17 protein-coding genes are annotated in these 22,086 nt (G+C 75.2%); 9 read left to right on the plus strand and 8 right to left on the minus strand.

The window, feature by feature from the left end; genetic code table 11:
* Nucleotides 1-1,061 precede the first annotated feature (1,061 nt).
* Complete coding sequence (locus HNP84_RS09015) at nt 1,062-2,801, plus strand: serine/threonine-protein kinase (protein WP_221335993.1); 1,740 nt, start codon at nt 1,062-1,064, stop codon at nt 2,799-2,801.
* A gap of 188 nt (nt 2,802-2,989) precedes the next feature.
* On the opposite strand, the gene HNP84_RS09020 is transcribed toward HNP84_RS09015, so the two are convergent.
* From HNP84_RS09020 to HNP84_RS09030, 3 genes are read right to left on the minus strand one after another with little or no spacing between them, the layout of a single operon-like run.
* The gene (locus HNP84_RS09020) at nt 2,990-3,688 is read right to left on the minus strand and encodes a response regulator (protein ID WP_312924175.1); all 699 of its coding nucleotides are present in this window, start codon (nt 3,686-3,688) and stop codon (nt 2,990-2,992) included.
* On the minus strand, nt 3,658-4,764 hold the full coding sequence (locus HNP84_RS09025) for a hypothetical protein (RefSeq protein ID WP_185048907.1): 1,107 nt from the start codon (nt 4,762-4,764) through the stop codon (nt 3,658-3,660). Before HNP84_RS09025 ends, HNP84_RS09020 begins: the two co-directional genes overlap by 31 nt.
* Nucleotides 4,761-5,915: a sensor histidine kinase gene (locus tag HNP84_RS09030; RefSeq protein ID WP_185048908.1), complete on the minus strand. Its 1,155-nt coding sequence runs from the start codon at nt 5,913-5,915 to the stop codon at nt 4,761-4,763. The genes HNP84_RS09025 and HNP84_RS09030 overlap by 4 nt, the downstream gene beginning before the upstream one ends.
* A 295-nt stretch (nt 5,916-6,210) precedes the next feature.
* Here HNP84_RS09030 and HNP84_RS09035 point away from each other — a divergent pair, with 295 nt between their 5' ends.
* Together HNP84_RS09035 and HNP84_RS09040 are read left to right on the plus strand one after the other, a co-directional pair.
* On the plus strand, nt 6,211-7,245 hold the full coding sequence (locus HNP84_RS09035; RefSeq protein WP_185048909.1) for a PHP domain-containing protein: 1,035 nt from the start codon (nt 6,211-6,213) through the stop codon (nt 7,243-7,245).
* A 66-nt stretch (nt 7,246-7,311) separates the two neighbouring features.
* The gene (locus tag HNP84_RS09040; protein ID WP_185048910.1) at nt 7,312-7,911 is read left to right on the plus strand and encodes a DUF1707 SHOCT-like domain-containing protein; all 600 of its coding nucleotides are present in this window, start codon (nt 7,312-7,314) and stop codon (nt 7,909-7,911) included.
* 37 nt (nt 7,912-7,948) lie between these two features.
* Here HNP84_RS09040 and HNP84_RS09045 read toward each other — a convergent pair whose 3' ends face one another.
* Entirely contained in the window at nt 7,949-9,196 is a 1,248-nt protein-coding gene (locus HNP84_RS09045; protein WP_185048911.1) for a serine hydrolase domain-containing protein, read from the minus strand.
* A 203-nt stretch (nt 9,197-9,399) separates the two neighbouring features.
* On the opposite strand from HNP84_RS09045, the gene HNP84_RS09050 reads away from it, so the two are divergent.
* From HNP84_RS09050 to HNP84_RS09065, 4 genes are all read left to right on the plus strand, one after another.
* The gene (locus HNP84_RS09050) at nt 9,400-10,713 is read left to right on the plus strand and encodes a hypothetical protein (RefSeq protein ID WP_185048912.1); all 1,314 of its coding nucleotides are present in this window, start codon (nt 9,400-9,402) and stop codon (nt 10,711-10,713) included.
* Complete coding sequence (locus HNP84_RS09055; protein WP_185048913.1) at nt 10,710-11,492, plus strand: hypothetical protein; 783 nt, start codon at nt 10,710-10,712, stop codon at nt 11,490-11,492. Before HNP84_RS09050 ends, HNP84_RS09055 begins: the two co-directional genes overlap by 4 nt.
* The gene (locus HNP84_RS09060; protein ID WP_185048914.1) at nt 11,489-11,791 is read left to right on the plus strand and encodes a hypothetical protein; all 303 of its coding nucleotides are present in this window, start codon (nt 11,489-11,491) and stop codon (nt 11,789-11,791) included. The genes HNP84_RS09055 and HNP84_RS09060 overlap by 4 nt, the downstream gene beginning before the upstream one ends.
* A gap of 201 nt (nt 11,792-11,992) precedes the next feature.
* Nucleotides 11,993-12,673 carry a TetR/AcrR family transcriptional regulator gene (locus HNP84_RS09065; protein ID WP_185048915.1) on the plus strand — a complete coding sequence of 227 codons (681 nt, stop codon included), beginning with the start codon at nt 11,993-11,995 and terminating at the stop codon, nt 12,671-12,673.
* A 51-nt stretch (nt 12,674-12,724) separates the two neighbouring features.
* Here the strand turns inward: HNP84_RS09065 and HNP84_RS09070 are convergent, their stop codons facing one another.
* Nucleotides 12,725-13,162, minus strand: coding sequence for a hypothetical protein (locus HNP84_RS09070; RefSeq protein ID WP_185048916.1), 438 nt, complete (start codon nt 13,160-13,162; stop codon nt 12,725-12,727).
* Between the two features lie 264 nt (nt 13,163-13,426).
* Between HNP84_RS09070 and HNP84_RS09075 the strand changes: the two genes are divergently transcribed.
* Both HNP84_RS09075 and HNP84_RS09080 read left to right on the plus strand, forming a co-directional pair.
* Complete coding sequence (locus HNP84_RS09075) at nt 13,427-14,455, plus strand: Acg family FMN-binding oxidoreductase (RefSeq protein ID WP_185048917.1); 1,029 nt, start codon at nt 13,427-13,429, stop codon at nt 14,453-14,455.
* Nucleotides 14,456-15,004: 549 nt separating this feature from the next.
* Nucleotides 15,005-17,461 carry a GH92 family glycosyl hydrolase gene (locus HNP84_RS09080; RefSeq protein WP_185048918.1) on the plus strand — a complete coding sequence of 819 codons (2,457 nt, stop codon included), beginning with the start codon at nt 15,005-15,007 and terminating at the stop codon, nt 17,459-17,461.
* 42 nt (nt 17,462-17,503) lie between these two features.
* On the opposite strand, the gene HNP84_RS09085 is transcribed toward HNP84_RS09080, so the two are convergent.
* Genes HNP84_RS09085 through HNP84_RS09095 form a run of 3 tightly spaced genes read right to left on the minus strand, consistent with a single transcriptional unit; the run spans nt 17,504 to nt 22,085 of the window.
* Complete coding sequence (locus HNP84_RS09085) at nt 17,504-18,502, minus strand: hypothetical protein (RefSeq protein WP_185048919.1); 999 nt, start codon at nt 18,500-18,502, stop codon at nt 17,504-17,506.
* The gene (locus HNP84_RS09090) at nt 18,499-20,934 is read right to left on the minus strand and encodes an AAA family ATPase (RefSeq protein ID WP_185048920.1); all 2,436 of its coding nucleotides are present in this window, start codon (nt 20,932-20,934) and stop codon (nt 18,499-18,501) included. Before HNP84_RS09090 ends, HNP84_RS09085 begins: the two co-directional genes overlap by 4 nt.
* A complete protein-coding gene (locus HNP84_RS09095) occupies nt 20,934-22,085 on the minus strand; it encodes an exonuclease SbcCD subunit D (protein ID WP_185048921.1) in 1,152 nt (383 codons plus the stop codon). The genes HNP84_RS09090 and HNP84_RS09095 overlap by 1 nt, the downstream gene beginning before the upstream one ends.
* Nucleotide 22,086: the final 1 nt, after the last annotated feature.

Raw genomic sequence — 22,086 nt, forward strand, 5'->3', positions numbered from 1 at the left:
ACGGGTGCAGGCGCGGGCGTGGCCGAAGGGTGACATAGGCGACATGTCACCGAGCGCGGGCATCTGACGCGGCCTCCCTGCCGCACACAGTGCCAAGCGCCACCCGCAGCACGCCTCGCCCAGGTGACGCCCCCTAGGCGGGCGGCTCCTCGCCCGGCGCCGCCCCCTCAGCAGGCGGCTCGTCATCCGGCTCAGCCGTGCCGTCCGGCGCCGTGGCGCGGCACCCCGTACGCCGACCCTGACGACCGCAGCTTCGCCCTGCCGGAACAGGCACGCGTGGTGGGGAGATCCGCGATCGGGCCCGGGGACTCCGCGCCGTCGCCATCCTGCCCGAGGGCGTCAGGCGGAACCGGCTGGCGTGCCGCCTTGCCGGGGGATGTGGAGGCAGCGGCGCGTGGGCCACTTGGCGACCGCATGCCTTCTGCCGAAAGCGGGTCGCTCGACCACGTCGTGTGTCCTGTCGAGCAGACGCGCCTGCTGGACTTGCGACCGGTTCGGGAACTCCGTGTCACCGTCATCCTGGTCGAGGGCCGCCAGGCCGAACCGGTCGGCGTGCCGCCTTGCCGGGGGATGCGGGGGTGGCGGCGCGTGGGCCGCGCGGCCACGCGGTGCGCGACGTCTGTGCGCTGACGCTGGTGCTGGGCGGGCGGGTGAAGGAGGCACGGCGCGTGAGGAGGCGTGGCGGCTGCTGGGGCCCGTGGTGGGCGCGCCGCCGTCGTTTGCCGGGCGCCTGGCGTGTGGGGACGCCATCCCGCAGCTCTCGGCGGTGAGTCGATCGCTGTGCCCGCCTGCCCGGCTTGCTGGGGCGCGGGCAGGTGTGGGGCGGCGGTCGGCCGTGGCGGGCGCGTTCTGTGCGCGTGCGCGGTCCTGGGGCCGGGACCCGCTCAGCCGCATTCCGTATAAGTCACAAATCTGGCCTTGACAAGCAGTAAAAGCGGATAAAGCACTCCCTTTATTGCAAATAGCGGTCCCATGGGAAGGGATCTCGACATGCGGCAAAGTAAAGGATAACTTCCGACCAGTATTCGACTGAGGCCGCCGGGCGCGGAGGGAGTCCGCTCATGGGGAAGCGCGGGGCATGGCAGGTGCCCGGATACACCCACATACGGGAGCTCGGCACGGGCGGCTCCGGCCGGGTCGTGCTCGCCCGCCATGACGCCGACGAAACGCTCGTCGCCATCAAATACCTTTCTAGGGGAATGCGGGCAGATGAGGAGTTCGTCCGCCGGTTCCGTGACGAAGCCCGCCTGATCGCCGCGCTCGACAGCCCGCATATCGCCAGGCTGCGCGAATACGTCGAGGACGAGCAGGGCGCGGCCATCGTGATGGAGCTGGTGGACGGCGTCACCCTGCGCCGGATGCTGCGGGAGGAGGGCGCCACCGGGCCCGAGGCGGCCCTGGTCGTGCTGAAGGGCTCCCTGCTCGGCCTGGCCGCCGCGCACGAGGTCGGCGTCGTGCACCGGGACTTCAAGCCGGAGAACGTGATCGTCACGGTGGACGGCCACAGCAAGCTCGTCGACTTCGGCATCGCCGTGCCGTCGGGCGAGACCGGGCACATGGTGGGCACGCCGCCGTACATGGCGCCGGAGCTGTGGGAGGAGGCCCCCGCGAGCGCGGCCACCGACGTCTACGCCGCCACGGTCGTGTTCTACGAGTGCCTGGCCGGCAAGCGCCCGTTCGCCGCCGACAACATCGCGGCGCTGGCCTACCAGCACCAGAACGCGGAGCCGCCGCTCGACCCGGTCCAGGAGCCGGTACGCCCGCTGGTGGCGCACGGCATGGCCAAGAGCCCGGCCGAGCGGCCCGCGTCGGCGCGGGCGTTCCTGGCCGAACTGGAGGAGATGGCGGTCGCGGCGTACGGGGCCGACTGGGAGCGGCGCGGCAGGCTCGGACTCGGCGGCCTCGCGGCGACCCATGTCGGGTTCGGCGTGCTGCCGCCGCCGGAGTTCAGCACCGGCACCAGCCTGGCCCAGACGCTGCTGACCCCGGCCGGCAAGCTGATCGCGGCGGGCGTGCTCGCGGTGGTTGCGGGCGGCGGCGTCGTGACCGCGTTCGTGGTGATGGACGACGACGTTCCGGGCCCGCCGGTCGCCCAGCCGGCCGCCACGGCGCCCACGCGTACGCCGCCCGCCACCGACCCGTCCGACACCGCGCCTCCGGTCACACCGGCGCCGAGCCTGTCCGTCAGCGTGCCGCCGGAGCGGACCCCCGACGCCCAGGAGCCAATCACCGCCCCGCCGTCCGCCGGCCCCGAGACGCGGCCCACCGCCGGGCCGCCGACCCGGCCCGCGCCCTCGCCCACGCGTTCCGTCCCCTCCGCCGAGCCCTCGGAACGGCCGACCCGGCCGACCGCCGGGCCGTCGCAGGGCCCGACCCAGGGGCCGGGGCCGTCCCAGCAGCCCTCGCAGGGGCCGGGGCCGTCCCAGGAGCCGTCGCAGCCGCCCTCCCAGGAGCCCGAGCCGCCGGCCACGTCCGGGCCCACCGAGCCCCCGCCCGCCACCTCCGGCCCCGAGCCGGAGCCGCCGCCCCGGCGCGACGCCCTGATCGAGGTCCGCGTCTCGGCTTCGGTCGGCCTGCCCGGCCTGGGCGGGGGCGGAGGGGAAGGCGGGGGCGGCCTGCTGGACGCCGACGTGGGCGTGCGGGTGGGCGACCTCGGCATCGACCTCGGTGCCGGCCTGCTCGGCGTGGTCGCCGTGCCCGGCTCGCTGCTGCTCGGCCGCCGCTGGGCCCGCCGCAGGTCCGCGGCGATCCGGCGCGGCGGTCCGCAGGACGGCGCTCCCGGCCTGCCGCACGGCGGGTAGCGAGCGGGCGGCGGCGGTCTGCAGGGTCCGCCGAGGGCCGGTGCGCAAGCTCTGCCGGGGGAGGCGGTCCGCAGGGTCTGCCGGGTGGGCGGTCCGCAGGGTCTGCCGGGAGGCGGTGCGCAAGTTCTGCCGGGTGGGCGGTCTGCAAGGGCTGCCGGGTGGGCGGTTCGCAGGGGCTGCCGGGGTGGTCAGTCGCCGCCTGCGGCGAAGGAGCGGTAGTCGCGCACCTCCTCGGGCCGGATCAGCCCGTCCTGGATCGCCCGCGCGAGCAGCGCCGCCTTCGTGGGCGCGGGGCGTCCGATCTTGGCGTACTTGACCCGGGCGCGGTCGATGTACTGGCGTACGGTGGCCTCGCTGATGCCCATGCGCCGGGCGACCGACGCCTTGGACATGGACTGGAACCACAGCAGCAGCGCCAGGTGCTCGCGCTCGGAGAACCTGGGCCGCTGCGGGCGGTCGTCGGAGATCAGGGCGCGGGCCATGGTCGGCGTCACGTACGGCCGGTCGGTGGCGACCGCCACGATCGTGTCCACGCAGTGCTCGGCGCTCTCGTGCTTGGCCAGGAACGCCGAGGCGCCGGCGTCGAGCACCCTCAGCACCGTCTCGGGCTCCCGGTGGCCGGAGAAGACCACGACCCGGCGGCCTCCGGCGCACAGCTCGGCCACCCGGTCGATGATCATGACGCCGTCCAGCTCCAGGTCGAGCAGGAGCACGTCGGCGGTGGCGCCCGGTCCGCCGAGCACCGCCTCCACCGTGGGACCGCTCGCCACCAGCTCCACCCTGCGCCCGGGGTCCTGTGAGAGCCACAGCCTGATGCCGTCCACCGTGACCGGGTGGTCCTCCACGACGGCGAGCGTCACGGGACCGCGCAGCGGCTCTGGATCCACACCGACCTCCCTTCCCTCTGCTGGGTGACCTGGACGCCCTCCAGGTGCTCCACGGGCACGTCCTCCGCGTCGGCCACCACGCTCACGATCACCTCGCCGCCGCCGGCGTACACGGTGACCCGGGCCTCGCCGCGCGCCCGGCGCAGCGCCTCCAGCGGGGCGCGGGCCAGCGAGTGGCGCACGCCGGCGGGCAGCTCGGGGATCGTGCCGACGGGCGGCTCCAGCGACACCACCACCCCGCGCCGCTCGGCGTCGAGCACGTGTTCGCGCAGCGTCGCCAGCAGCGGATCGGGGACGTCGTCGGTCTCGGTCATCAGGCGGCGCAGCCGGGCCGCGCCCACCGCGCACTCGCGGCGCACGCGCGGGTCGGCCGGGTCGGCGCCCTCGGCTATCGCGGTCAGCAGGTCGGCCGTGGCGTGCCGGACGGCCTCGTAGCGGCGCATGCGGTCGGCGTGCACCCGCTCGGCGATCTCGCGCGCGGCCTCGGTCGCGGCCTGCTCGGCGGACTTCTCGGCGGCCAGGCGGGCGGCGAACGCCAGCGCGTGCCCGCCCACGCTCGCGCCGATCTGCAGGGTGACGCCGCCCGCGTACACCATCAGCACCCGCGCCAGCGACACCCGGTCGTAGACCCCGGCCAGCGCCATCCCGGCCACGATGATCGCCCCGTCGGCGAGCAGGAACCAGATCAGCTCCCGCAGGTGGCGCCGGCGTCGCCAGAACAGGATCAGCCCCAGCCACCCGACCGAACCCCAGCCCCAGTCGGCCAGGCCCAGCACCTCGCCCGGCGAGGACGCGGCGATCACCGCCGCGTCCAGGGCCAGCGCGCCCGCGGCGTACGCCCACACCATGCGCAGCGGCCGGCGCAGGCGCAGCAGCGCGACGCTCCCGGCCACCCCGATCGCCAGGTACGCCGCCCACGCGCCCGCCGCCAGCAGCGGCCACCGGTACCGCTCCCAGCTCACGAGCATGGCGGTCAGGTCGTAGCCCAGGTGCCAGCACGCGGCCACCACGACGGCGGCGACCGTGGCGGCGCCGGCGTAGCGGCGCGCCACCTCGACCTCGGGGTCCTCGCTCACGGCGACCACCACAGCGTGACGCGGGTGCCGCCCGCGCCGGACTCGACGCCGGCCCCGCCGCCCACCGACTCCATGCGCTCCACGATCGAGCGGCGCAGCCCGAAGCGGCCCTCGGGCACCCGCGCCCGGTCGAAGCCGCCGCCGGCGTCGATCACCTCCACCAGCACCCGGCCCGCCGCGCCGTCGCAGCGCAGCCGGGCCTCCCCGACCCCGGCGTGCCTGGCCACGTTGGTCAGCGCCTCCGCCGCCGCGCCCGCGAACGCCTCGGCGACGTGCCGCGGCACGGTCTGCGGCCTCAGCTCGGCGGCGACGCTCAGCGCGCTGCGCCCGGCGACGCCCGACAGCACCTCCCCGAGGTCCACCGCGCCGCCCGTCGCCGCGGTGCCCGCGGCGATGCGCTCCAGCTCGCCCAGGTCGGAGGCGGCCTGCTCGCGCAGCGTCCGGGAGGTGGCCGCCGCGCCGCCCGCGCCGATCGTCGTCAGTGTGTTGAGCACGGTGTCGTGCACCCGGCTGTACTGCATGCGCTCGTCGGCGCGGCGCGCCCGCAGCACCGCCGACTCCTTCTGCGCGGCGCGCAGCCGGGCCAGCGCCGCGTCGGCGAGGCCGGCCGAGCGGCGCAGCAGGGTCATCAGGGTGACCGTCGCGGCGATCTGGAGGAGGTGGATGCCGAAGGTGAACGCCCCGCCCGCGAACCCGGCCAGCTCCGCCCCGGCCAGGTGGGCCCCGGCCAGCGCCAGCCCGGCGGGCACCGCGGCCCGCGCCCGCCAGGTGATCGACGCGAGCAGGATCGTCATCGTGACCAGCACCGCGATCCAGCTCGCGCCCCCCACCGTCGCCTCCGCCACGACGAGCCGCCCCTGAGCCAGGCAGAAGGCGCCGGTGACGACGAGTTCACCGGCCATCAGCCGGGAGGGCAGGCCGTGGCGCAGCGCCGTCCACACGAACAGCGCGGTCCAGGACAGGTTGACCGCCACGGCCGGGCCCAGCCACGCGTACGAGACCGGGGGCACCGCTCCGAGCAGCGCGGCGACCGCCGCGACCACTCCCTCGGCGCCGCGCATCACGGCGGCGCACAGGGCGACGATCCGGTTGAGCGCGGCCCGAGCGGGATCGCGGCTCTCCGGGTCGAGCGACAGCAGACCGGGGGGCATTGGCCGACCACGTGCGGGCAGGTGGGAAGGACGGAGGGACGCCCAGTGTACGCCCGGCGGCCTCGATCTTCACCGCGATGTCACAAGCCCGTGGACCGAACGGGTCAGGAGACGGACTCGCCCCGGCCGGCGGCGCCGTGACGGCCACTGCCCGCATAGCCCCTCCCACGGGTCCTCTCCTGCCCGCTCTGCCCGCCCAGCATCCATCCCCGGGGCCCCGCCGCGCACGACCCCCGAACGGGGGTCACGCCCGCCGCCCGGCCGTGGCCGCGGAGCGCATGACTACACTCGGCCCATGGAGCCGCTTGAGGCGTTGCGGGACATCGCGTTCCTGCTGGAGCGGGCGGGGGAGCCCACCTACCGGGTGCGGGCGTTCCGGCGGGCCGCCGGGGTGGTGGAGCGGCTGCCGCGCGAGGAGCTGGTGCGGCTCGCCGAGACGGGCGGGCTGGCGGAGCTTCCGGGGATCGGGAAGGTCACGGCGCTGGCGGTGACCGAGGCGCTCAACGGGCAGGTGCCGACCTACCTGCGGCGGTTGCAGGCGACGGCGGGGGCCGACCTGGACGAGGAGACGGCGGCGCTGCGGGCGGCGCTGCGGGGGGATCTCCACTCCCACTCCGACTGGTCCGACGGCGGGTCGCCGATCCGGGAGATGGCGGAGGCGGCGATGGGGCTCGGCCACTCCTACCTGGCGCTGACCGACCACTCGCCCCGGCTGACCGTGGCCAACGGGCTGTCCGCCGAGCGGCTGCGGCGCCAGCTCGACGAGGTCGAGGCGCTGAACGCGGAGCTGGCGCCGTTCCGGGTGCTGACCGGCATCGAGGTGGACATCAACCCCGACGGCACCCTGGACCAGGAGCCCGAGCTGCTGGCCCGCCTGGACGTCGTCGTGGCGAGCGTCCACTCCAAGCTGCGGATGAGCCGGTTCGAGATGACCCGCCGCATGGTGACCGCCATCGCCGACCCCAACGTGGACGTGCTCGGCCACTGCACCGGCCGGATCGTCAAGGCCGGCGGGCGGCGGGGCGGGCTGCGGCCGGAGTCGGACTTCGACGCCGAGCTGGTCTTCGAGGCGTGCCGCACGTTCGGCGTGGCCGTGGAGATCAACTCCCGGCCCGACCGGCTGGACCCGCCCAAGCGGCTGCTGCGGCTGGCGTACGAGATGGGGTGCGTGTTCGCGATCGACTCCGACGCGCACGCCCCCGGGCAGCTCGACTGGCAGCGCTTCGGCTGCGAGCGGGCCGCGCTGTGCGGCGTGGAGGCCGGGCGGGTGGTGAACACCTGGCCGCTCGGCGAGCTGACGGAGTGGGCGGGCCGCCGCGCGGCCTCCTGAGGCGGGCGTGAGCGCCGGTTTCGATCATGTGCGATGCCGCGGGCGGTTCCTCCGTATCATCGAGGCATGACCGGCGAACCCCCAGAGCCTGCCCTGCGCGGTGAGTGGCGCGTCTCTCACGCCGACCGCGACGCGGTGGTGGAGAGGCTGAACAACGCGGCGGCCGAAGGGCGTATCGACCTTGACGAGCTGGACGCGCGGCTGGACCGGGCGCTGACCGCCAAGACCTACGCCGACCTGACGCCCCTCACCGCCGACCTTCCCCCCGAGGCTCCGCCGGCGCCGCGGCAGCCGCTGGTCGTCAAGGGGGGTCTCCACGGGGCGACACGTGCCGGACGCTGGCAGGTCCCGGCGAGGATAACCGCGTACGGCGGCCTTGGCGGCGCCAAGCTGGACTTCACCCAGGTCGTGTGCCAACTGCCCGAGATCGAGCTGGACGTGCACGGCGAGGCGGGCGGCGTCACGGTCGTGATCCCCGACGGCTGGATCGCCGAGACCGGCGGGGTCGACCCGGGCCTCGGCGGGTTCAGGGACAAGACCACCTCCGACCGGCTGCCGGGCACGCCGCTGGTCCGCGTCACCGGCACCGGCGGCATGGGGGGCGCGGTCATCCGCCATCCCAACGCCTGGGAACGCCGGAAGCTCAGGCGCGAGCAGCAGCGGTGAGCCCGCCCGGGGACGCGCCGGACGGGCCCGGCTGCGGCTAGAAGTAGCGGGACCAGAGGTCGGTCGTGGGCCAGGCGGAGATCTGGCCGAGGGCGGTGTTGACGCGGGAGCTGAGCACGTCGTAGTCGGGGGTGCCCTCCTCCTCGCGGCGGTTGAACAGCGCGGCGTAGGTGACGCCGTTCTGCAGGCGGGCCATGTAGGTGTACGTGCCCGGCATGCTGCCGCTGTGCCAGGTGTTGAGGTGGCCGGGCACCTGGCGCACCCACCAGCCGCAGCCGTACCAGGAGCCGTGCTCGTTGACGCCGATCTCGGGCTTGGCGAAGGCGCGCGAGATCGACAGGGAGCTCAGGATCGAGCTGGGGGCGTCGAACACCCGGGCCCACCTGACCAGGTCGGGGGCGGAGGCGAGCCAGCCGCCGTTGGCGTCCTGGTTGGGCATGTTGAAGCCGCCGTAGGGGTAGGGCACGGTGGCGCCGGAGGCGTCCATGACCATGGTGGTGGTGTAGAGCGAGAAGTACGGCACCTCGCCCCGCGCCGCCTGCGACCTCAGGCTGCGGCCCAGGCGCATCCTGGTGATCCCGGCCGGGGCGAGCAGCTTCTCCTTCACGTACGACTCGTAGCTCCGCCCCGACACCCTCTCGACGACCCGGCCGAGCAGCATGTAGCCGTAGTTGCTGTAGGCCATCCGCGAGCCCGGCGTGAAGTCCAGCGGGCGGGCGCCGGCGTATTCGATGATCTGCTGGTGGCCGATCGGCAGCGGGACGCCGAGCTCCTTGGAGATGGTCCGGTCCAGCCACAGGTAGTCCTTGGAGATCTCCCGGTCCCACCCGCCGGTGTGCTGCATCAGCCGCCACAGCGTGACGTTCCTCAGCCGGGCGTCGCCCTCGGTGGGCAGGTCGAGCAGCGTCGTGATCGGCGTGCCCAGGGACACCTGGCCGTCCTGGGCCAGCTTGAGCACCGCCGCGGCGGTGATGTTCTTGCTCAGGCTCGCGATCCGGAACAGCGAGGTCGGTTGCACGGCCGGGATGGACGCGTCGTCGGTGTAGCGGTAGCCCCGGGCCAGCACCAGCTTGCCGTTCTTGGTCACGGCGAGCTGGGCGCAGGAGATCTCGCGCTCCTTGATGTAGGTCTTCAGCACGTCGTCCAGCGGCGCGAGCTGCGAGGGCGCCACTCCGGTGACGCTGAGCGCGGGCGCGCCCGCCCTCGCGGCCGCGGGACGCGCGTCCAGCGCGACCGCGGGCGCGAGCGCCGCGGCGCCCATGAGCACGTTCCTGCGCGTGAGCATCGTTGACTCTCCCCCGAAGGACGGTTTGACGGCTAGCAAGATCCGTATGTTACGCACGTTCGTGATCTCTCAACCGGCCTTTCCGGCAATTCGCGCAAGCCAGGTGAACGGAAATGAGCAGGGGGGTACTCATGCGGCCCCCGGCGCGCGGACGCAGGGTGGTCGCCGGACCCGACAAGACCCGTTCGCGGAGGGCGGTGCGGATGAGCGTGATCACGTTGGTGGTCGCCGTGGCGATCCTGGGCGCCGGGGTCGTCGCGGCCCTGGTACGCCGGCGCCGCCGGCGCCGGGACGGGGAGCCGCGGGCGCCGCTGGGGCAGGCGAGCATCGAGGCGAACATCCCGACGTTCCGCATCGTGGCGCTCGGCCTGCAGGGCTCGGGCAAGACCCTGCTGCTGGCCAGCATGTTCCAGGAGCTCAAGGCCCCCACCCGGCAGAGCTACTACCTCTCCGCCCCGCCCGCCGACGTCGCCAGGCTCACCGAGTGGTACTCCACCATGGCCGACACGTCCTCCTCGGGCTCGGACCGGGACTGGCCCTACGGCACCGCCGTCGGCGACACCAGGCGGTTCCTGTTCTCGGTCAGGACCAGGTCGGGCGGCGTCGTGCACGAGGTGCTGCGGCTGGACTACCTGGAGTACGCCGGGGAACTGCTCACCGGCACCGACGAGGACGGGGCGCGCGGCCGCGAGGAGCTGTTCGCGCACATGGAGTCGGCGCACGCGCTGCTCGGCATCCTGGACGGTCAGCGCATCCGCCGCCACCTGGACGGCCACCCGGGCGGCTGGGCCGAGCTGGACCGGACGCTGAACATCCTCATCCCGCACATGATGAACGCGACCTGCCCGATCCACTTCGTGATCACCAAGTGGGACCTGCTCGACGACCTCGACGAGGACGAGAACGCCCGGCTGGCGATCGTGCGGAACATGCTGATGTCCAACGACCACTTCCGCGCGCTGGTCGGCACGCACAGCCGCGACCGGGTGGTCCGGCTCATCCCGGTCAGCGCGGTCGGCCCCGGGTTCGCGCGCATGGACGGGCAGGGCCACGTGGTCAAGGTGCCGCACGCCCAGGCCCGCCCCGTGTACGTGGACGTGCCGCTGTCGGCGGTCGTGCCCGACCTGTTCGACCAGGCCGAGATGCGGCTGCAGGCCGAGTTCAAGGCGGCCCTGGACGAGGAGACCCGCCGCCGCACCCGGCAGAGCCCCCTGGAGAGCATCGCCGCCGCGACCGCCCTGGCCGGGCAGACGGCCGGACGGGCGCTGCTCGCCGCGCTGGGCCAGCCCGCGGTGGCGATCATGGGCGACGTCTTCATGGGGATGTACCTGGACGCGCGCCGTTCCGCCACCGGGAGCCGGGCGGAGGCGGTGGGCCGCGAGCTGGGGGAGGCGGAGGAGCGGGTACGGCGGTTCATGGAGGCGCGCAAGCGGGTGCTGCGCGACATGCGCAGCAAACCGGACATGCTGGAGGGCCGCCTGCCCAACTCGCGGCTGTCGCAGGGGTGGCCCGCGTGACGCCCGGCTGGCCGTTCCTGATCGCCCGGGGCCGCCGCCTCGGCTACCGGGCGCTCCTGGCCCCCGAGCCGATGGTCGCCGACCGCGAGTACGGCGTCCTGACCGACGCCGTACGCCCCCAGACCGCACGGGACCGCGCGTCGGTGATCGAGGTCACGACGCCGGGCGGGCGGGCGTACACGGTGGCGCAGGTCACCCATCGGGTCACCGCCGCCGACGCCGGCGAGCCGGAGGACCCCCTGGACGAGCACGGCCGCCCGCTCCAGCTCCTGTACGGATTCGCCTGCCCGCGCACCTCGTCCCTGGAGCCCGCGCCGGAGGACCTGGACGCCGCTAGGTCGGCCGCGCTGGACGCCTACCGCCGCTTCCTGGCCGACGAGGAGGGCTTCACCCTGATCTCCGGCCCGGCGTTCCCGCTGCGCTCCCCGCACAGTACGCCGGCCGCCGTCCCCGGCCCGGTGGGCCCTGTTCGGGTGGGCCCCGTTCCGGGTGGCTCGGTGTCCTCAGGGCGGCCCGCCCCCGAGCCCGCGCCGCCGTCCCCGCCGCGCCCGATCCCGAGGGTGTTCGCCCTGCTGGCCGGGGCCGTCGCCGTGCTGCTCACGCTGGCCCTCGTTGTGCGCTGCGGCTGGGACCCCGGCCCGGAGCAACCGCCGCGGCCCGAGTGCACGGCGGCACCGGCCACGCCCGCCACTTCGGCCGCGCCGGTCGCGCCGGCGAAGGGCGAGCCGCCCGGACCGTCCGCCTCCGGCACTCCCTGCCCGAGCGTGACGGGGGGTTGACGCCGCCGCTGGGCCGGTTCGAGGCCGAGCGGGTGGGACGCATCGGCCGCCTGGTCGTCCAGGGCGTGCGCGCGGTCGTGGGCGTGCCCGAGCACCTGCTCCACCCGCTGGTCACGGCGTACGTGACGCCGGTGACCGTGGTCCTGGTCAGCCTGGCCTTCGACTGGCGGCTGGGCGCGGCGCTGCCTCGATCGCCAGGGCGATGCTCAAGGACGCCCCGATCGTGCTGCTCGACGAGGCCACCGCCGCCCTGGACCCGGAGAACGAGGCCGCCGTCACCCAGGCGCTGCACGCCCTGACCGAGGACAAGACCCTCGTGGTCATCGCCCACCGCCTGTCCACGGTCATGGCCGCCGACCAGATCCTGTCCTCGAGCAGGGCCGGATCGCCGGACACGGCGACCACGCCACCCTCCTCGCCCGCGACGGCCGCTACGCCGCGTTCCGGCGCGAACGCTCCCGCGCCTGGCGCCTGCCCGGGGGACGGGCATGATGGTGGCCATGAGCGTCACATCGGGCCGGCCGTGGCGGGCGGGGCCGCGGCCGGGCCGGCGGCCGACCTTCGAGATCGCCGACATCGCCGAGGCCGCCCTCGCCGTGGGCTTCCGCGACCTCACCATGACCGCGGTGGCCGCCCGGCTCGGCGTCAAGCACTCCTCGCTGTACCGCCACGTGCCGAGCCGCGACGACCTGCTCATCGCGGCGATGGACCTGGCGGTGCGGCGGGTCGAGTGGCCCGAGCCCGACGCCGGCTGGCGGGTGTACCTCGAACGCACCGGCGACACCGTGTGGGAGGTGTTCGCCGCCCATCCCGGCATGGCCGAGCGCGTCCGCGAGCTGCCGCGCACCCCGCCCGCCGTCATCCGCCTGTTCTACAAGACCGCCCACGCGCTCACCGGGTTCGGCTTCCCGCCCCGGCTGGCCGTGCTCGCCGTGGACAGCGTCGTCGATCTGGCCGCCGACGTGTACGTCGGGTACGAGCAGCTCTCCCGCCGCCACGACGTCCCCGAGGGCGGCACGGCCGGCGCGCTCGACCTGCTCCGCGAGTCCTGGGCGGCGCGGCCCGAGCCCGAGTCCGCCGCCCTGGCCGAGATCGTCCGCGAGGTGATCGAGGGCGACCCCCGCGAGTGGTACCGCGCCAAACTGGCCCTGCTCCTCGACGGCACCGCGACCCGGCTGTGAGGCGGCGGGCCCCGTCCCGGCTGCGCGCCGGGCTCCCGGCCCCCTGACGGGTCAGGGCAGGAACAGCACCGCGCCGGCCGTCAGCACGTCCACCACGCCGCACCACTCCGCGTACGGGCGGGGCACGACCTGGTTCGCCCGGTGGTGGACCCAGTCCCAGACGGCGTGGCCCAGCCAGCCCGCGGCCAGCAGGTAGCGCCCGGCGTCCCCGCCGAGCTCGACCGAGACGATCGCGATCACGGTGAACAGCACCAGCCCCGCCAGGTTGAGCGCGATCCGGCCGGGACGCCCGCGCGCGGCGCGTACCGAGCCCCAGGCCACGTAGATGAGCGCGGCCGAGAACAGGCCCCAGGCGGCGAAGGTCTCGGGCAGCCAGGGCGCGGCCAGTGCGACCGCCGCGGTGGTGGCTATCGCCGCCAGGGTCGCCCAGCGCCGGGTGAGCAGGGTGAGCGGGGAGAAGCGGACGTTACCGGACACGGGCCTGGCCATGGAAACCCCCTGGAAGGTCGGACGCGGCGCGGGTCGCGCCGGGCTCGTGTCCAGGTGTATCCGCCGGCCCTCGGCCCGGTCAGGAGCGCGCCGCGAACGTGTCGCAAATCCTGGGCTCCCCGTCTCCTTCGGCGGTGCCGGTCCCGCGCGGGGTCCTTGGTCCCGCCCGGCGGGGGTCCTTCGCCACTGCCCGGCCACGGCCGGATCGAGTGGAGTGGGCCGCAACCGTCAGACAGCCGCAACCGTGAACAAGGGGGAGTACCCATGGACCTTCGGCCTGTCAGCGACGCGGGGACGGCGGTGCGGGCGGCCATCGCCGCCGCCTCGTGGGCGCCGTCGGTGCACAACACCCAGCCGTGGTCCTTCGAGGCCGCCGGCGGGGAGATCAGGGTGCACGCCGACACCGACCGGCTGCTGCGCGTCTCCGACCCCACGGCCCGGGAGCTGTACGTGAGCTGCGGCGCGGCGCTCTACACGCTCCGGCTCGCGTTACGCGCGGCGGGATACGACCCGGTGGTGCGCGTGCTGCCCGACCCCGACCGGCCCGCGCTGGCGGGCACGGTACGCCTCGGGCCGCAGGCGCCGGCGGACGAGCACACCCAGATGCTCGCCGAGGAGATCGAGCGGCGGCGCACCCACCGCGGCGGCTTCCTCCACCGCCCGCTGCCGCGCCCGTTCCTGCACGCGCTCGACGGCGAGGCCCGCGCCGAGGGCGCCCGGCTGCTGACCGGCCTGCCCGAACCGGCCGTGGCCGCCGTCGCGGACGTCACCCGGGCCGCGGAGAACGTGCAGCGGGCCGACGCGGCGTACTCGGGCGAGCTGATGCGCTGGGCCCGTCCTCCCGGCAGCGACCGCCCCGACGGCGTGCCCGCCGACGCCTATCCGCGCGACCGGGCCGAGCCGGCGTTCGTCTCGCGCGCCGGCCACCGCGGCGAGCCGGAGTTCGCCCAGCGGGACTACTCCCGCGGCCGGTCCTGGGGCTACGTGCCCCGCCCCGGCGCCGCCTCGCCCGCGACCGGCGCCGTCGCCGCCGTCGTCACCGCCGGCGACGGCCGCGAGGACTGGATCGCGGCCGGCCGGGCGCTCCAGCGTGTACTGCTGTTCGCCTCCGCCCACGGGGTCTCCGCCGCCTTCCACACCCAGGCCCTGGAGATGTACCACCTGCGCGATTTCCTGCGCCGCGAGGTCTTCGCCGACGCGTACCCCCAAATGATCATGCGCCTGGGCGTGACGGACGAGCCCGGCGCCACCCGCCGCCGCCCTCTCGACGAGATCTTCACCGAACCCTCCTGAGGCACACCTCGGACCGGCCCTTCCCCATGACCCGCCCCTCCGCCCGGGACCGGCTCGTTCGTGCGGGCCCGGCTCGTCCGTGTGGGGCTGGCTCGTCCGTGTGGGGCTGGCTCGTCCGTGCGGGACCGGCTCGTCCGTGCGGGACCGGCCCGTCCGCCCGGGACCGGCCGTTCGCCCGCGACCGGCCCGTTCGCCCGCGACCGCCCATCCGCCGCGACCGGCCATCCGCCCGCGACCGGCCCCTCCTCGCGTGACCGGCCTGCCGGCCGCGCGCCATGCCTCCTTCGGCGCATCCGCTCTCACCTCGGCCCTTCCCGGGGGCGCCGCGACGGCGGGCGGTACGCGGTGACCCGCGCCTTATGGGCGGGCCGTAACCGGCCGGTGGGGCGCAACCGACTCTTCCGACCTGTGGGGCGGGGTTGACGGCAGTGGTCACGTGGTGTTCAGGGGGCAGTCCGAAAGTGTATGAAATGAGGTGGTTTGTGATCTTTAGGGTGCCGCGAGGCGCGCCGGATGGCGTGCCTTACGTTCGGGAGGGTTCGAGTGTCGATGAGAGCCAATCGGGTGGCGCGGCACGGGTTCGCGGTGCTCTTAACCGCTGGAGTCGTGTTGTCCGGCGCCGGGGTGAGCGCCGTGCCCGCGTCTGCTTCCGCGTCCGCCGCGGCCTCCGCCAAGACCGTCAGCGATCCGGTGCCCTACGTCGATCCGTTCATCGGGACCAGGAACGGCGGCAACACCTGGCCGGGGGCCTCGCGGCCGTTCGGCATGATTTCCTGGAGCCCGACCAGCACCCAGGGCGACCAGACCAACACGGGCGGGGCCAACGGCTACCAGTACGACGTCACGCGGGTGCGCGGGTTCGCCCTGACGCACGTCAACGGCGCCGGGTGTCACCCGGGCGCGGCCGGGGACGTGCCGATCATGCCGTACGTCGGGGCGGTGAACAGCTCGCCGTCCGCCGACGCCACCGACAGGATCTACGCGGCCGACTTCCTGCACAACCATGAGCAGGCCGAGCCCGGCCACTACAAGGTGACCCTGTCCAGCGGGGTCACCACCGACCTCGCGGTCACCACCCGGGCGGGCGTGGGCGAGTTTACCTTCCCCCGCGGCTCGCAGGCGAACCTGCTGTTCCGGGTCTCCAACTCCCTCAACGGCAGCGAGGACGCCGAGATCACCATCGACCCGGCCGGGCAGAAGGTGACCGGCTCGGTGCTGACCGGCGCGTTCTGCGGGCGGCGGGCCAACGGCGGGATCAACAACCGCAAGAGCTACTACCGGCTGTACTTCACCGCCCACTTCGACCGCCCCTTCGCCTCCACCGGCACCTGGAAGGACGGCACGCACCAGCCGGGCGGCACCACCGCCCGCGGCGGCGAGGGCTACGCCACCGGCGCCGACCGGCAGGGCCGCGGCTCGGGCGGGTGGGTCGGCTTCGACACCTCCGGCGACCCGACCGTGCGGATGCGCGTCGGCATCTCCTATGTCAGCCTTGAGGGCGCCGAGCGCAACCTGAAGGCCGAGATCGGGCAGCGGGACACCGTCGAGAAGGTGGCCGAGGACGCCGCCGGCGAGTGGCGCCGCAAGCTGCGCGCCGTACGGATCGCGGGCGGCACCACCCCGCAGCGCACGGCGTTCTACACCGCGCTCTACCACGCCTTCCTCCAGCCCAACATCCTCAGCGACGTGGACGGCCGCTACCTCGGCATGGACCGGGCCGTGCACAAGGTGGAGAAGGGGCAGAAGGCGCAGTACGGCAACTTCTCCGGCTGGGACCAGTACCGGGCCCACGTGCAGCTCCTGGCCCTGCTCGAACCCGAGGTCGCCGGCGAGTTCGCCCAGTCGCTGTTCAACTACGCCAAGCAGAACGGCGGCGTGTGGGACCGCTGGGTGCACGTCAACGGCGCCACCCACGTCATGACCGGCGACCCCTCGGCCGCCACCCTGGCCACCTTCTACGCCATGGGCGTGCGCAACTTCGACGTCGAGGGCGCCTTCGACTCCCTGGTCCGCCAGGCCACCGTGCCGCACCCCGACGGCCTGCTCGACGCCGGCTGCCCCGGCCAGTGCGTCGGCCAGCGGCCCAACCTGCAGCAGTACATGGACTCCAAGTACTCCGCGCACGACGTGTGCCACTGCTGGGGCGGCGCGGCCGAGACCCTGGAGGCGTCGGTCGCGGACGCGGCGCTGGCGAACTGGGCCCGGCTGCTCGGCCGCGACGAGGAGTACAAGACGTTCTCCGAGCGCGGGCGGTGGTGGCGGAACGTGTACAACCCGCAGGCCACCCCGAACGCCGGCTACATCCAGGCGCGCAAGCTCGACGGCTCCTGGCTGACCCCGTTCAACCCCGGCTCCGACGCCGGGTTCGCCCAGGGCACCAGCGCGACGTACACGTGGATGGTGCCGCAGGACGTGCAGGGCCTGGCCGAGGCCATGGGCGGGCGCGAGGTCGCCGCGGCCCGCCTGGACGGCTTCTTCCACAAGCCCGACGGCTCCTGGTCGGTACGCGGCGGCGACGCGCTGCGCTACGACCCGACCAACGAGCCGGGCATCCACGCGCCGTGGCTGTACAACGCGCTGGGCAAGCCGTGGAAGACCCAGGAGACCGTGCGCCAGATCGTGGACACCGTCTACAGCGACGGCCCGGCCGGCCTGCCCGGCAACGACGACCTCGGCACCATGTCCGCCTGGTACGTCTACGCCGCACTGGGCCTGTACCCGCAGGCTCCGGGCCGCGCCGAGATGCTGCTGTCCAGCCCGCTGTTCACCCGGGCCGAGATCCGCCCGGCCGGCGGCAAGACCATCACGATCGAGGCGCCGGACGCCTCGCCGGTCAACAAGTACGTCACCGGCGTCGAGCTGCGCGGCAAGGCGCACACCAAGTCGTGGGTGGACGGCTCGCTGATCGAGCGCGGCGGCACGCTCCGCGTCGAGCTGGGCTGGCAGCCCAGCCAGACCTGGGGCACCGCCGAGGCCGACATCCCGGCCGACCAGCCCTGGGCCTAGCCGTGATCGCCGGGGGCGGCGTCGCGCACGCCGCCCCCGGCGTCATGCGCCGGGGCGGGCGGCGGAAGCGCGCAGGGCGCGGTACAGGACCCGGGGCTCGCCCAGGCGGTGCCGCAGCAGGCGCTCCAGGCCGCCGATCGGGACCAGGTTCTGCGGGGCGCGCGGGTCCTTGTAGTCGACCCCGGCCAGGGAGGGCAGCACCAGCGCCATCGCGTCGGCCAGCGTCACCACCTCCTCGGCGCTCAGGTCGGCGCCGGCCTCGCAGCGGGCGATGCCGGCCCAGGGCGCGGTGGACGCGGTGGGCAGGCGCAGGTACCAGGCGTGCCGCCGCCAGCTCGTGCCCATCTGGAACACCGGCGTGCGCTGCCCGCCGCGCAGCGCCGAGACCACCGCCGCCTGCGGCGGCGGCAGGTAGGCGGTGTGGTGGGTCTTGATGTAGCCCACGGTGCCGCTCAGGTGGGTGCGGCCCCGCAGCGGGCCGTCTACCAGCAGCAGCTCCTGGCCGCCGCCCGCGCGGTAGGACGCGGCCAGCTCCACCTCCAGCGCGGTCACCTGCTGCTGGAGGGCCAGCGACAGGGCCTCGACGCTGCCGTCGGCCGCCGGGCGCGCGGAGTAGCGGCCCACGCCGGTCACGACGTCGGCGACGTGCGGCGAGGGCGAGAACAGCGAGCGGCGCACCTCCAGCGCCGCCAGGACCGCGGCGTTCCCCGCGCCGGGCTCGCAGCGCACCAGCCCGGCGGCGTACGAGGCGGCGATGCCGGGCGCGGGCATCGCGCCGTCGGGGTCGTCGATCCACACCCGGGCGTCGATCCGGCGCACCCCGTCGGCGATCAGCAGCACCGCCGGCACGGAGGTGCCGGGCGCCGGGGTCACCGGCCCCCACTTGGCGGCCGGGACCTCCACCTCCAGGTCGAGCGTGGCGGAGCTGGCGCCCAGCTCGGCGCCGCCCTCGGTCAGCGCCTCGGCGGCCAGCGCGGCCGCGTAGCCGGGGTCCCACGGATCGACGGTGAAGCCGGGCGAACCGAGCGAGGTTACGGTCAAAGGGTCCTCTTTCTGACGTGCGAGCCGCTGCCGTCGCGGGTGATCTCGAAGCGTACCGGGACCCGCTCGGCCAGGGCGGGCACATGGGTGACGACGCCGACCATGCGCTCGCGGCTGGAGGCCAGGCGCTCCAGCGTGGTGGCGACGGTGTCGAGCGTGGCCGGGTCGAGCGTGCCGAAGCCCTCGTCCAGGAAGATCGAGTCAAGGCTGCGCGCCGCCGCCGCGGCCAGCCCCGCCACCTGGTCGGACAGCGCCAGGGCCAGCGCCAGCGCCGCCTGGAAGGTCTCACCGCCGGACAGGGTGCGGGCGTTGCGGCGCATCCCGGCCTCGGCGTAGTCGATCACCTCGATCTCGCCGCGGGCGCCGAGCACCAGCTCGTACTGGCCGTCGGACAGCTCGCGCAGCGTCTCGGAGGCCGCCGCGACCAGCAGCTCCAGCGCCTCGGCGCACAGCCACCGCTCGAACTGGTTGGCCCGCAGGAGCTGGGCCAGCTCGTGCGCGACCTGGGCCTGCTGCTCCAGCTCGCGCGCCCGCTCCTCCAGCTTGGCGGCCCGCGCGCGGTCCTCGCGCACCTTGTGCAGCGCGGCCTCGGCCCGCACGGTGGCGGCTGTGACCTCGCGGGCGATCTGGTCGGGGCCGGCGTCGTCGGGCACCCGGACCTCGCGCGCCCGCAGCCCCGCGACCAGCCGCGCCCGCCGCGCGTCGCGCTCGCGTACGGCCTCGGCCAGCTCGGCGTCCAGGGCCTGCAGCGCCGCCCGCTGCCGCCCGGCCGCCTCGTCGCGCCAGGCGAGCAGGGCCCGCCACGCGGCGTGCAGGTCGTCGCGGGGCAGCGGCGGCGCGCCCAGCGCCACCACCGTGTCGCGGGCGGCTGCCAGGTCGTGCCAGGACCGCTCGGCGGTGCGCCGCAGCCCCTCGGCGTGCCGCTCGGCCGCGCGCAGCCGGTCGCGCCCGGCCCGCGCCTCCTGCCTGGCCCGCCCGGCCTCCTTCTCGGCCGCCTCGATGGCCGCCAGCCGGGCCTCGATCGTGGCCCGGTCGCCGCTCACCTGCGCGGCCAGCTCGGTCAGCCGCCGCGTCAGGTCGCCCTCGGCCTGGGCCAGCCGGGCGGCCTCGACCTCGGCCGCGGCGTGGGCGGCCTGCGCCCGCTCGGCCGCCGTACGCGCCTCGCGCACGGCCCGTTCGGCGGCGCGCAGGTCGGCCGGGGCCGGGTGGTGCGGCAGCTCGGTCACCTCGCGCAGGCAGGCCGGGCACGGCTCGCCCACGGCCAGGCGCGCAGCCAGCGCGGCGGCGGCGTTGGCGGTCCGCTCGCGCTCCAGCCGCGCCTCGGCCTCCGCCAGCGCCTCACGGGCCCGCGCGACCCGCTCGGCGAGCGGCGGGACCGCCCGCGCCGCCTCGGCCGCCCGGCCCGCGGCGACGGAGTGCTCGCGGGTGAGCCGGGCGTGCTCGTCGAGCACGGCGAGGGCGCGGGCCGGGGCCGTGCGGTCGCCCAGCGCCGCGAGCGCCTGCTCGGCCTCCTGCTCGCGCTCCTCCAGGCCGGCCACCCGCGCGGCCAGCGCGGCGGTCTCGTCGGCGGCGGCGCGCAGCGACTCGGCCAGGGTCGCCGCCTCGGCGGGCATCGCCAGCCGGCCCAGCGTGGCCAGCAGTCCGGCGGCCTCGCGCCGCTCCTGCTCCTTGGCGCGCAGCGCGGCGTCGCGCTCGCGCAGCTCCTCCACCTCCGCCGCGATCAGGCCCGCGACCGCGCCCAGTGACTCCAGCCTGGCCCGCGCCGCCCGCTCGGCCTCCTCGTCGGCCCCGGACAGCTCGGCGAGCTGCCGCCTGGCGAACGCGGCGCTGCTCGCCGCGGCGTCCTCCTCGCGGACGGCGCGCTGGCGGATGTCCTCGTACACCGACGCGTCGAGGAGCTGCACCAGCAGGTCCTGCCGCTGGGCCGGCTTGGCGTGCAGGAACTCGGCGAAGCGGCCCTGGGGGAGCACCACGCACTGGGTGAAGTACCTGTACTCCAGGCCGGTGATGCGCTGCACCTCGCCGGTCACCGCCTCGCCCTCGGCCAGCGGGCGCGCCCCGGCGGTGAGCAGCTCGGCCATCGAGCCCCGGCCGCCCGGGTCGAGCTCGTCGATGCGCGACTCCTTGGTGCCGACGGCCCCCCTGGCGTTGCGGGTCAGCACCCGCACCACGCCGAAGCGCCGCCCGCCCGACTCGAAGACCAGCGCGACCCGGCCGAGCGTGGCCGAGGGCGCCAGCGCGAGGTGCACGACGTTCTGCGCGCCCCAGCGCGGCACCGTGCCGTACAGGGCGAAGCAGATCGCGTCGATGACCGTGCTCTTGCCCGCGCCGGTGGGGCCGACCAGCGCGAAGTAGTCGGTGTCGGTGAAGTCGATCTCGGCTGGCTCGCGGAAGCTGCCGAATCCCTCGATGTGCAGCCGCAGCGGTCGCATCAGCTCGTCACCTCATCGTGCAGCCGGTCGAACAGGGCCGCGATCCGGGGGTCCTCCTTGCCGCTGGCGGCGAGGTAGTCGCGGAACAGCTCGCGCGGGCCGCGCACCCGGCCGCCCTCGGCCCGCGAGCGCAGGTGCTCGGTGGGGCGGAACCGCTCGTCCACGTCCACCTGCAGCGCGCCGGGCAGCAGCTCGCGCACGGTGTCGGCCAGGCCGGGCCGCGGCTTCTCGGCGACCACCACGCGCAGCCACGCCTCGCCCAGCTCCTCGCGGCGGGCCGCCAGCTCCTCCAGCGACCCGCGTACGGTCAGCAGCCTGCGCGCCGACCCGATCGGCGCCTCGCGGACCACCGCGGGCACCCCCGGCTCCACGGTGACCAGCAGCGCGCCCGGGGTGTTGCCCTCCTCGCCGAAGTCCACCGCGAGCGGGGAGCCGCTGTACCAGATCGGGCACGGCCCGTCGATCCGCTGCCGGCGGTGCAGGTGGCCGAGCGCGGCGTACTGGGTGGCGGGCGGGAACGCGCTCGGCTCGACGTAGTAGGAGAAGATCGACTGCGCCTCGCGCTCGCCGCCGCCGAACTTGCCGCCCGGCAGCGTGGCGTGCGTGGCGACCAGGTTGACCGTGTCGGCGGCGAAATCGGCGGTGAGCGCGGCGGTCAGCTCGGCGAACCGCTCGGCGTAGCCCCGGTTGTGCTCGGCGGCGGTGCCGGTCAGCGCCTCGGCGGCGCGCACGACGTACCGGTGGGACAGGAACGGGAGCACGGCCAGGCGCACCGGCTCGCCGCCGCGCGCCGTGAAGGAGATCACCCCGCCCTTGTCGGGACGGCGGAACCCGCCCACGACGTGGATGCCCAGCGCGCCCAGCACCGGCCGGTAGACGTCCAGCAGCCGCGGGTTGTCGTGGTTGCCCGCCAGCACCACGACGTCGCGCCCGCCCTCGCGCAGCGCCATCAGCGCCGGCATGACCAGCGCCTGCGCCTCCGGCGGGGGCGCGGAGGTGTCGAACACGTCGCCCGCCACGATCACCAGATCGACGTCCTCGCGGCGGGCGATGCCGATCAGCTCCCGCAGCACCGCCGTGTGCTCCTCGGTGCGCGAGCGCCCCTTGAGCACCTTGCCGACATGCCAGTCGGCCGTGTGCAGGATCTTCATC

It is taken from the genome of Thermocatellispora tengchongensis (assembly GCF_014202315.1).
GTDB classification, from domain to species: Bacteria; Actinomycetota; Actinomycetes; order Streptosporangiales; family Streptosporangiaceae; genus Thermocatellispora; species Thermocatellispora tengchongensis.

Coding starts and splice junctions, on each gene's coding strand:
- HNP84_RS09015 (WP_221335993.1), top strand. CDS start 1,062: ATGGGGAAGCGCGGGGCATGGCAGGTGCCCGGATACACCCACATACGG.
- HNP84_RS09030 (WP_185048908.1), bottom strand. CDS start 5,915: ATGCCCCCCGGTCTGCTGTCGCTCGACCCGGAGAGCCGCGATCCCGCT.
- HNP84_RS09035 (WP_185048909.1), top strand. CDS start 6,211: ATGGAGCCGCTTGAGGCGTTGCGGGACATCGCGTTCCTGCTGGAGCGG.
- HNP84_RS09040 (WP_185048910.1), top strand. CDS start 7,312: ATGACCGGCGAACCCCCAGAGCCTGCCCTGCGCGGTGAGTGGCGCGTC.
- HNP84_RS09045 (WP_185048911.1), bottom strand. CDS start 9,196: ATGCTCACGCGCAGGAACGTGCTCATGGGCGCCGCGGCGCTCGCGCCC.
- HNP84_RS09050 (WP_185048912.1), top strand. CDS start 9,400: ATGAGCGTGATCACGTTGGTGGTCGCCGTGGCGATCCTGGGCGCCGGG.
- HNP84_RS09065 (WP_185048915.1), top strand. CDS start 11,993: ATGAGCGTCACATCGGGCCGGCCGTGGCGGGCGGGGCCGCGGCCGGGC.
- HNP84_RS09070 (WP_185048916.1), bottom strand. CDS start 13,162: ATGGCCAGGCCCGTGTCCGGTAACGTCCGCTTCTCCCCGCTCACCCTG.
- HNP84_RS09075 (WP_185048917.1), top strand. CDS start 13,427: ATGGACCTTCGGCCTGTCAGCGACGCGGGGACGGCGGTGCGGGCGGCC.
- HNP84_RS09080 (WP_185048918.1), top strand. CDS start 15,005: ATGAGAGCCAATCGGGTGGCGCGGCACGGGTTCGCGGTGCTCTTAACC.
- HNP84_RS09090 (WP_185048920.1), bottom strand. CDS start 20,934: ATGCGACCGCTGCGGCTGCACATCGAGGGATTCGGCAGCTTCCGCGAG.
- HNP84_RS09095 (WP_185048921.1), bottom strand. CDS start 22,085: ATGAAGATCCTGCACACGGCCGACTGGCATGTCGGCAAGGTGCTCAAG.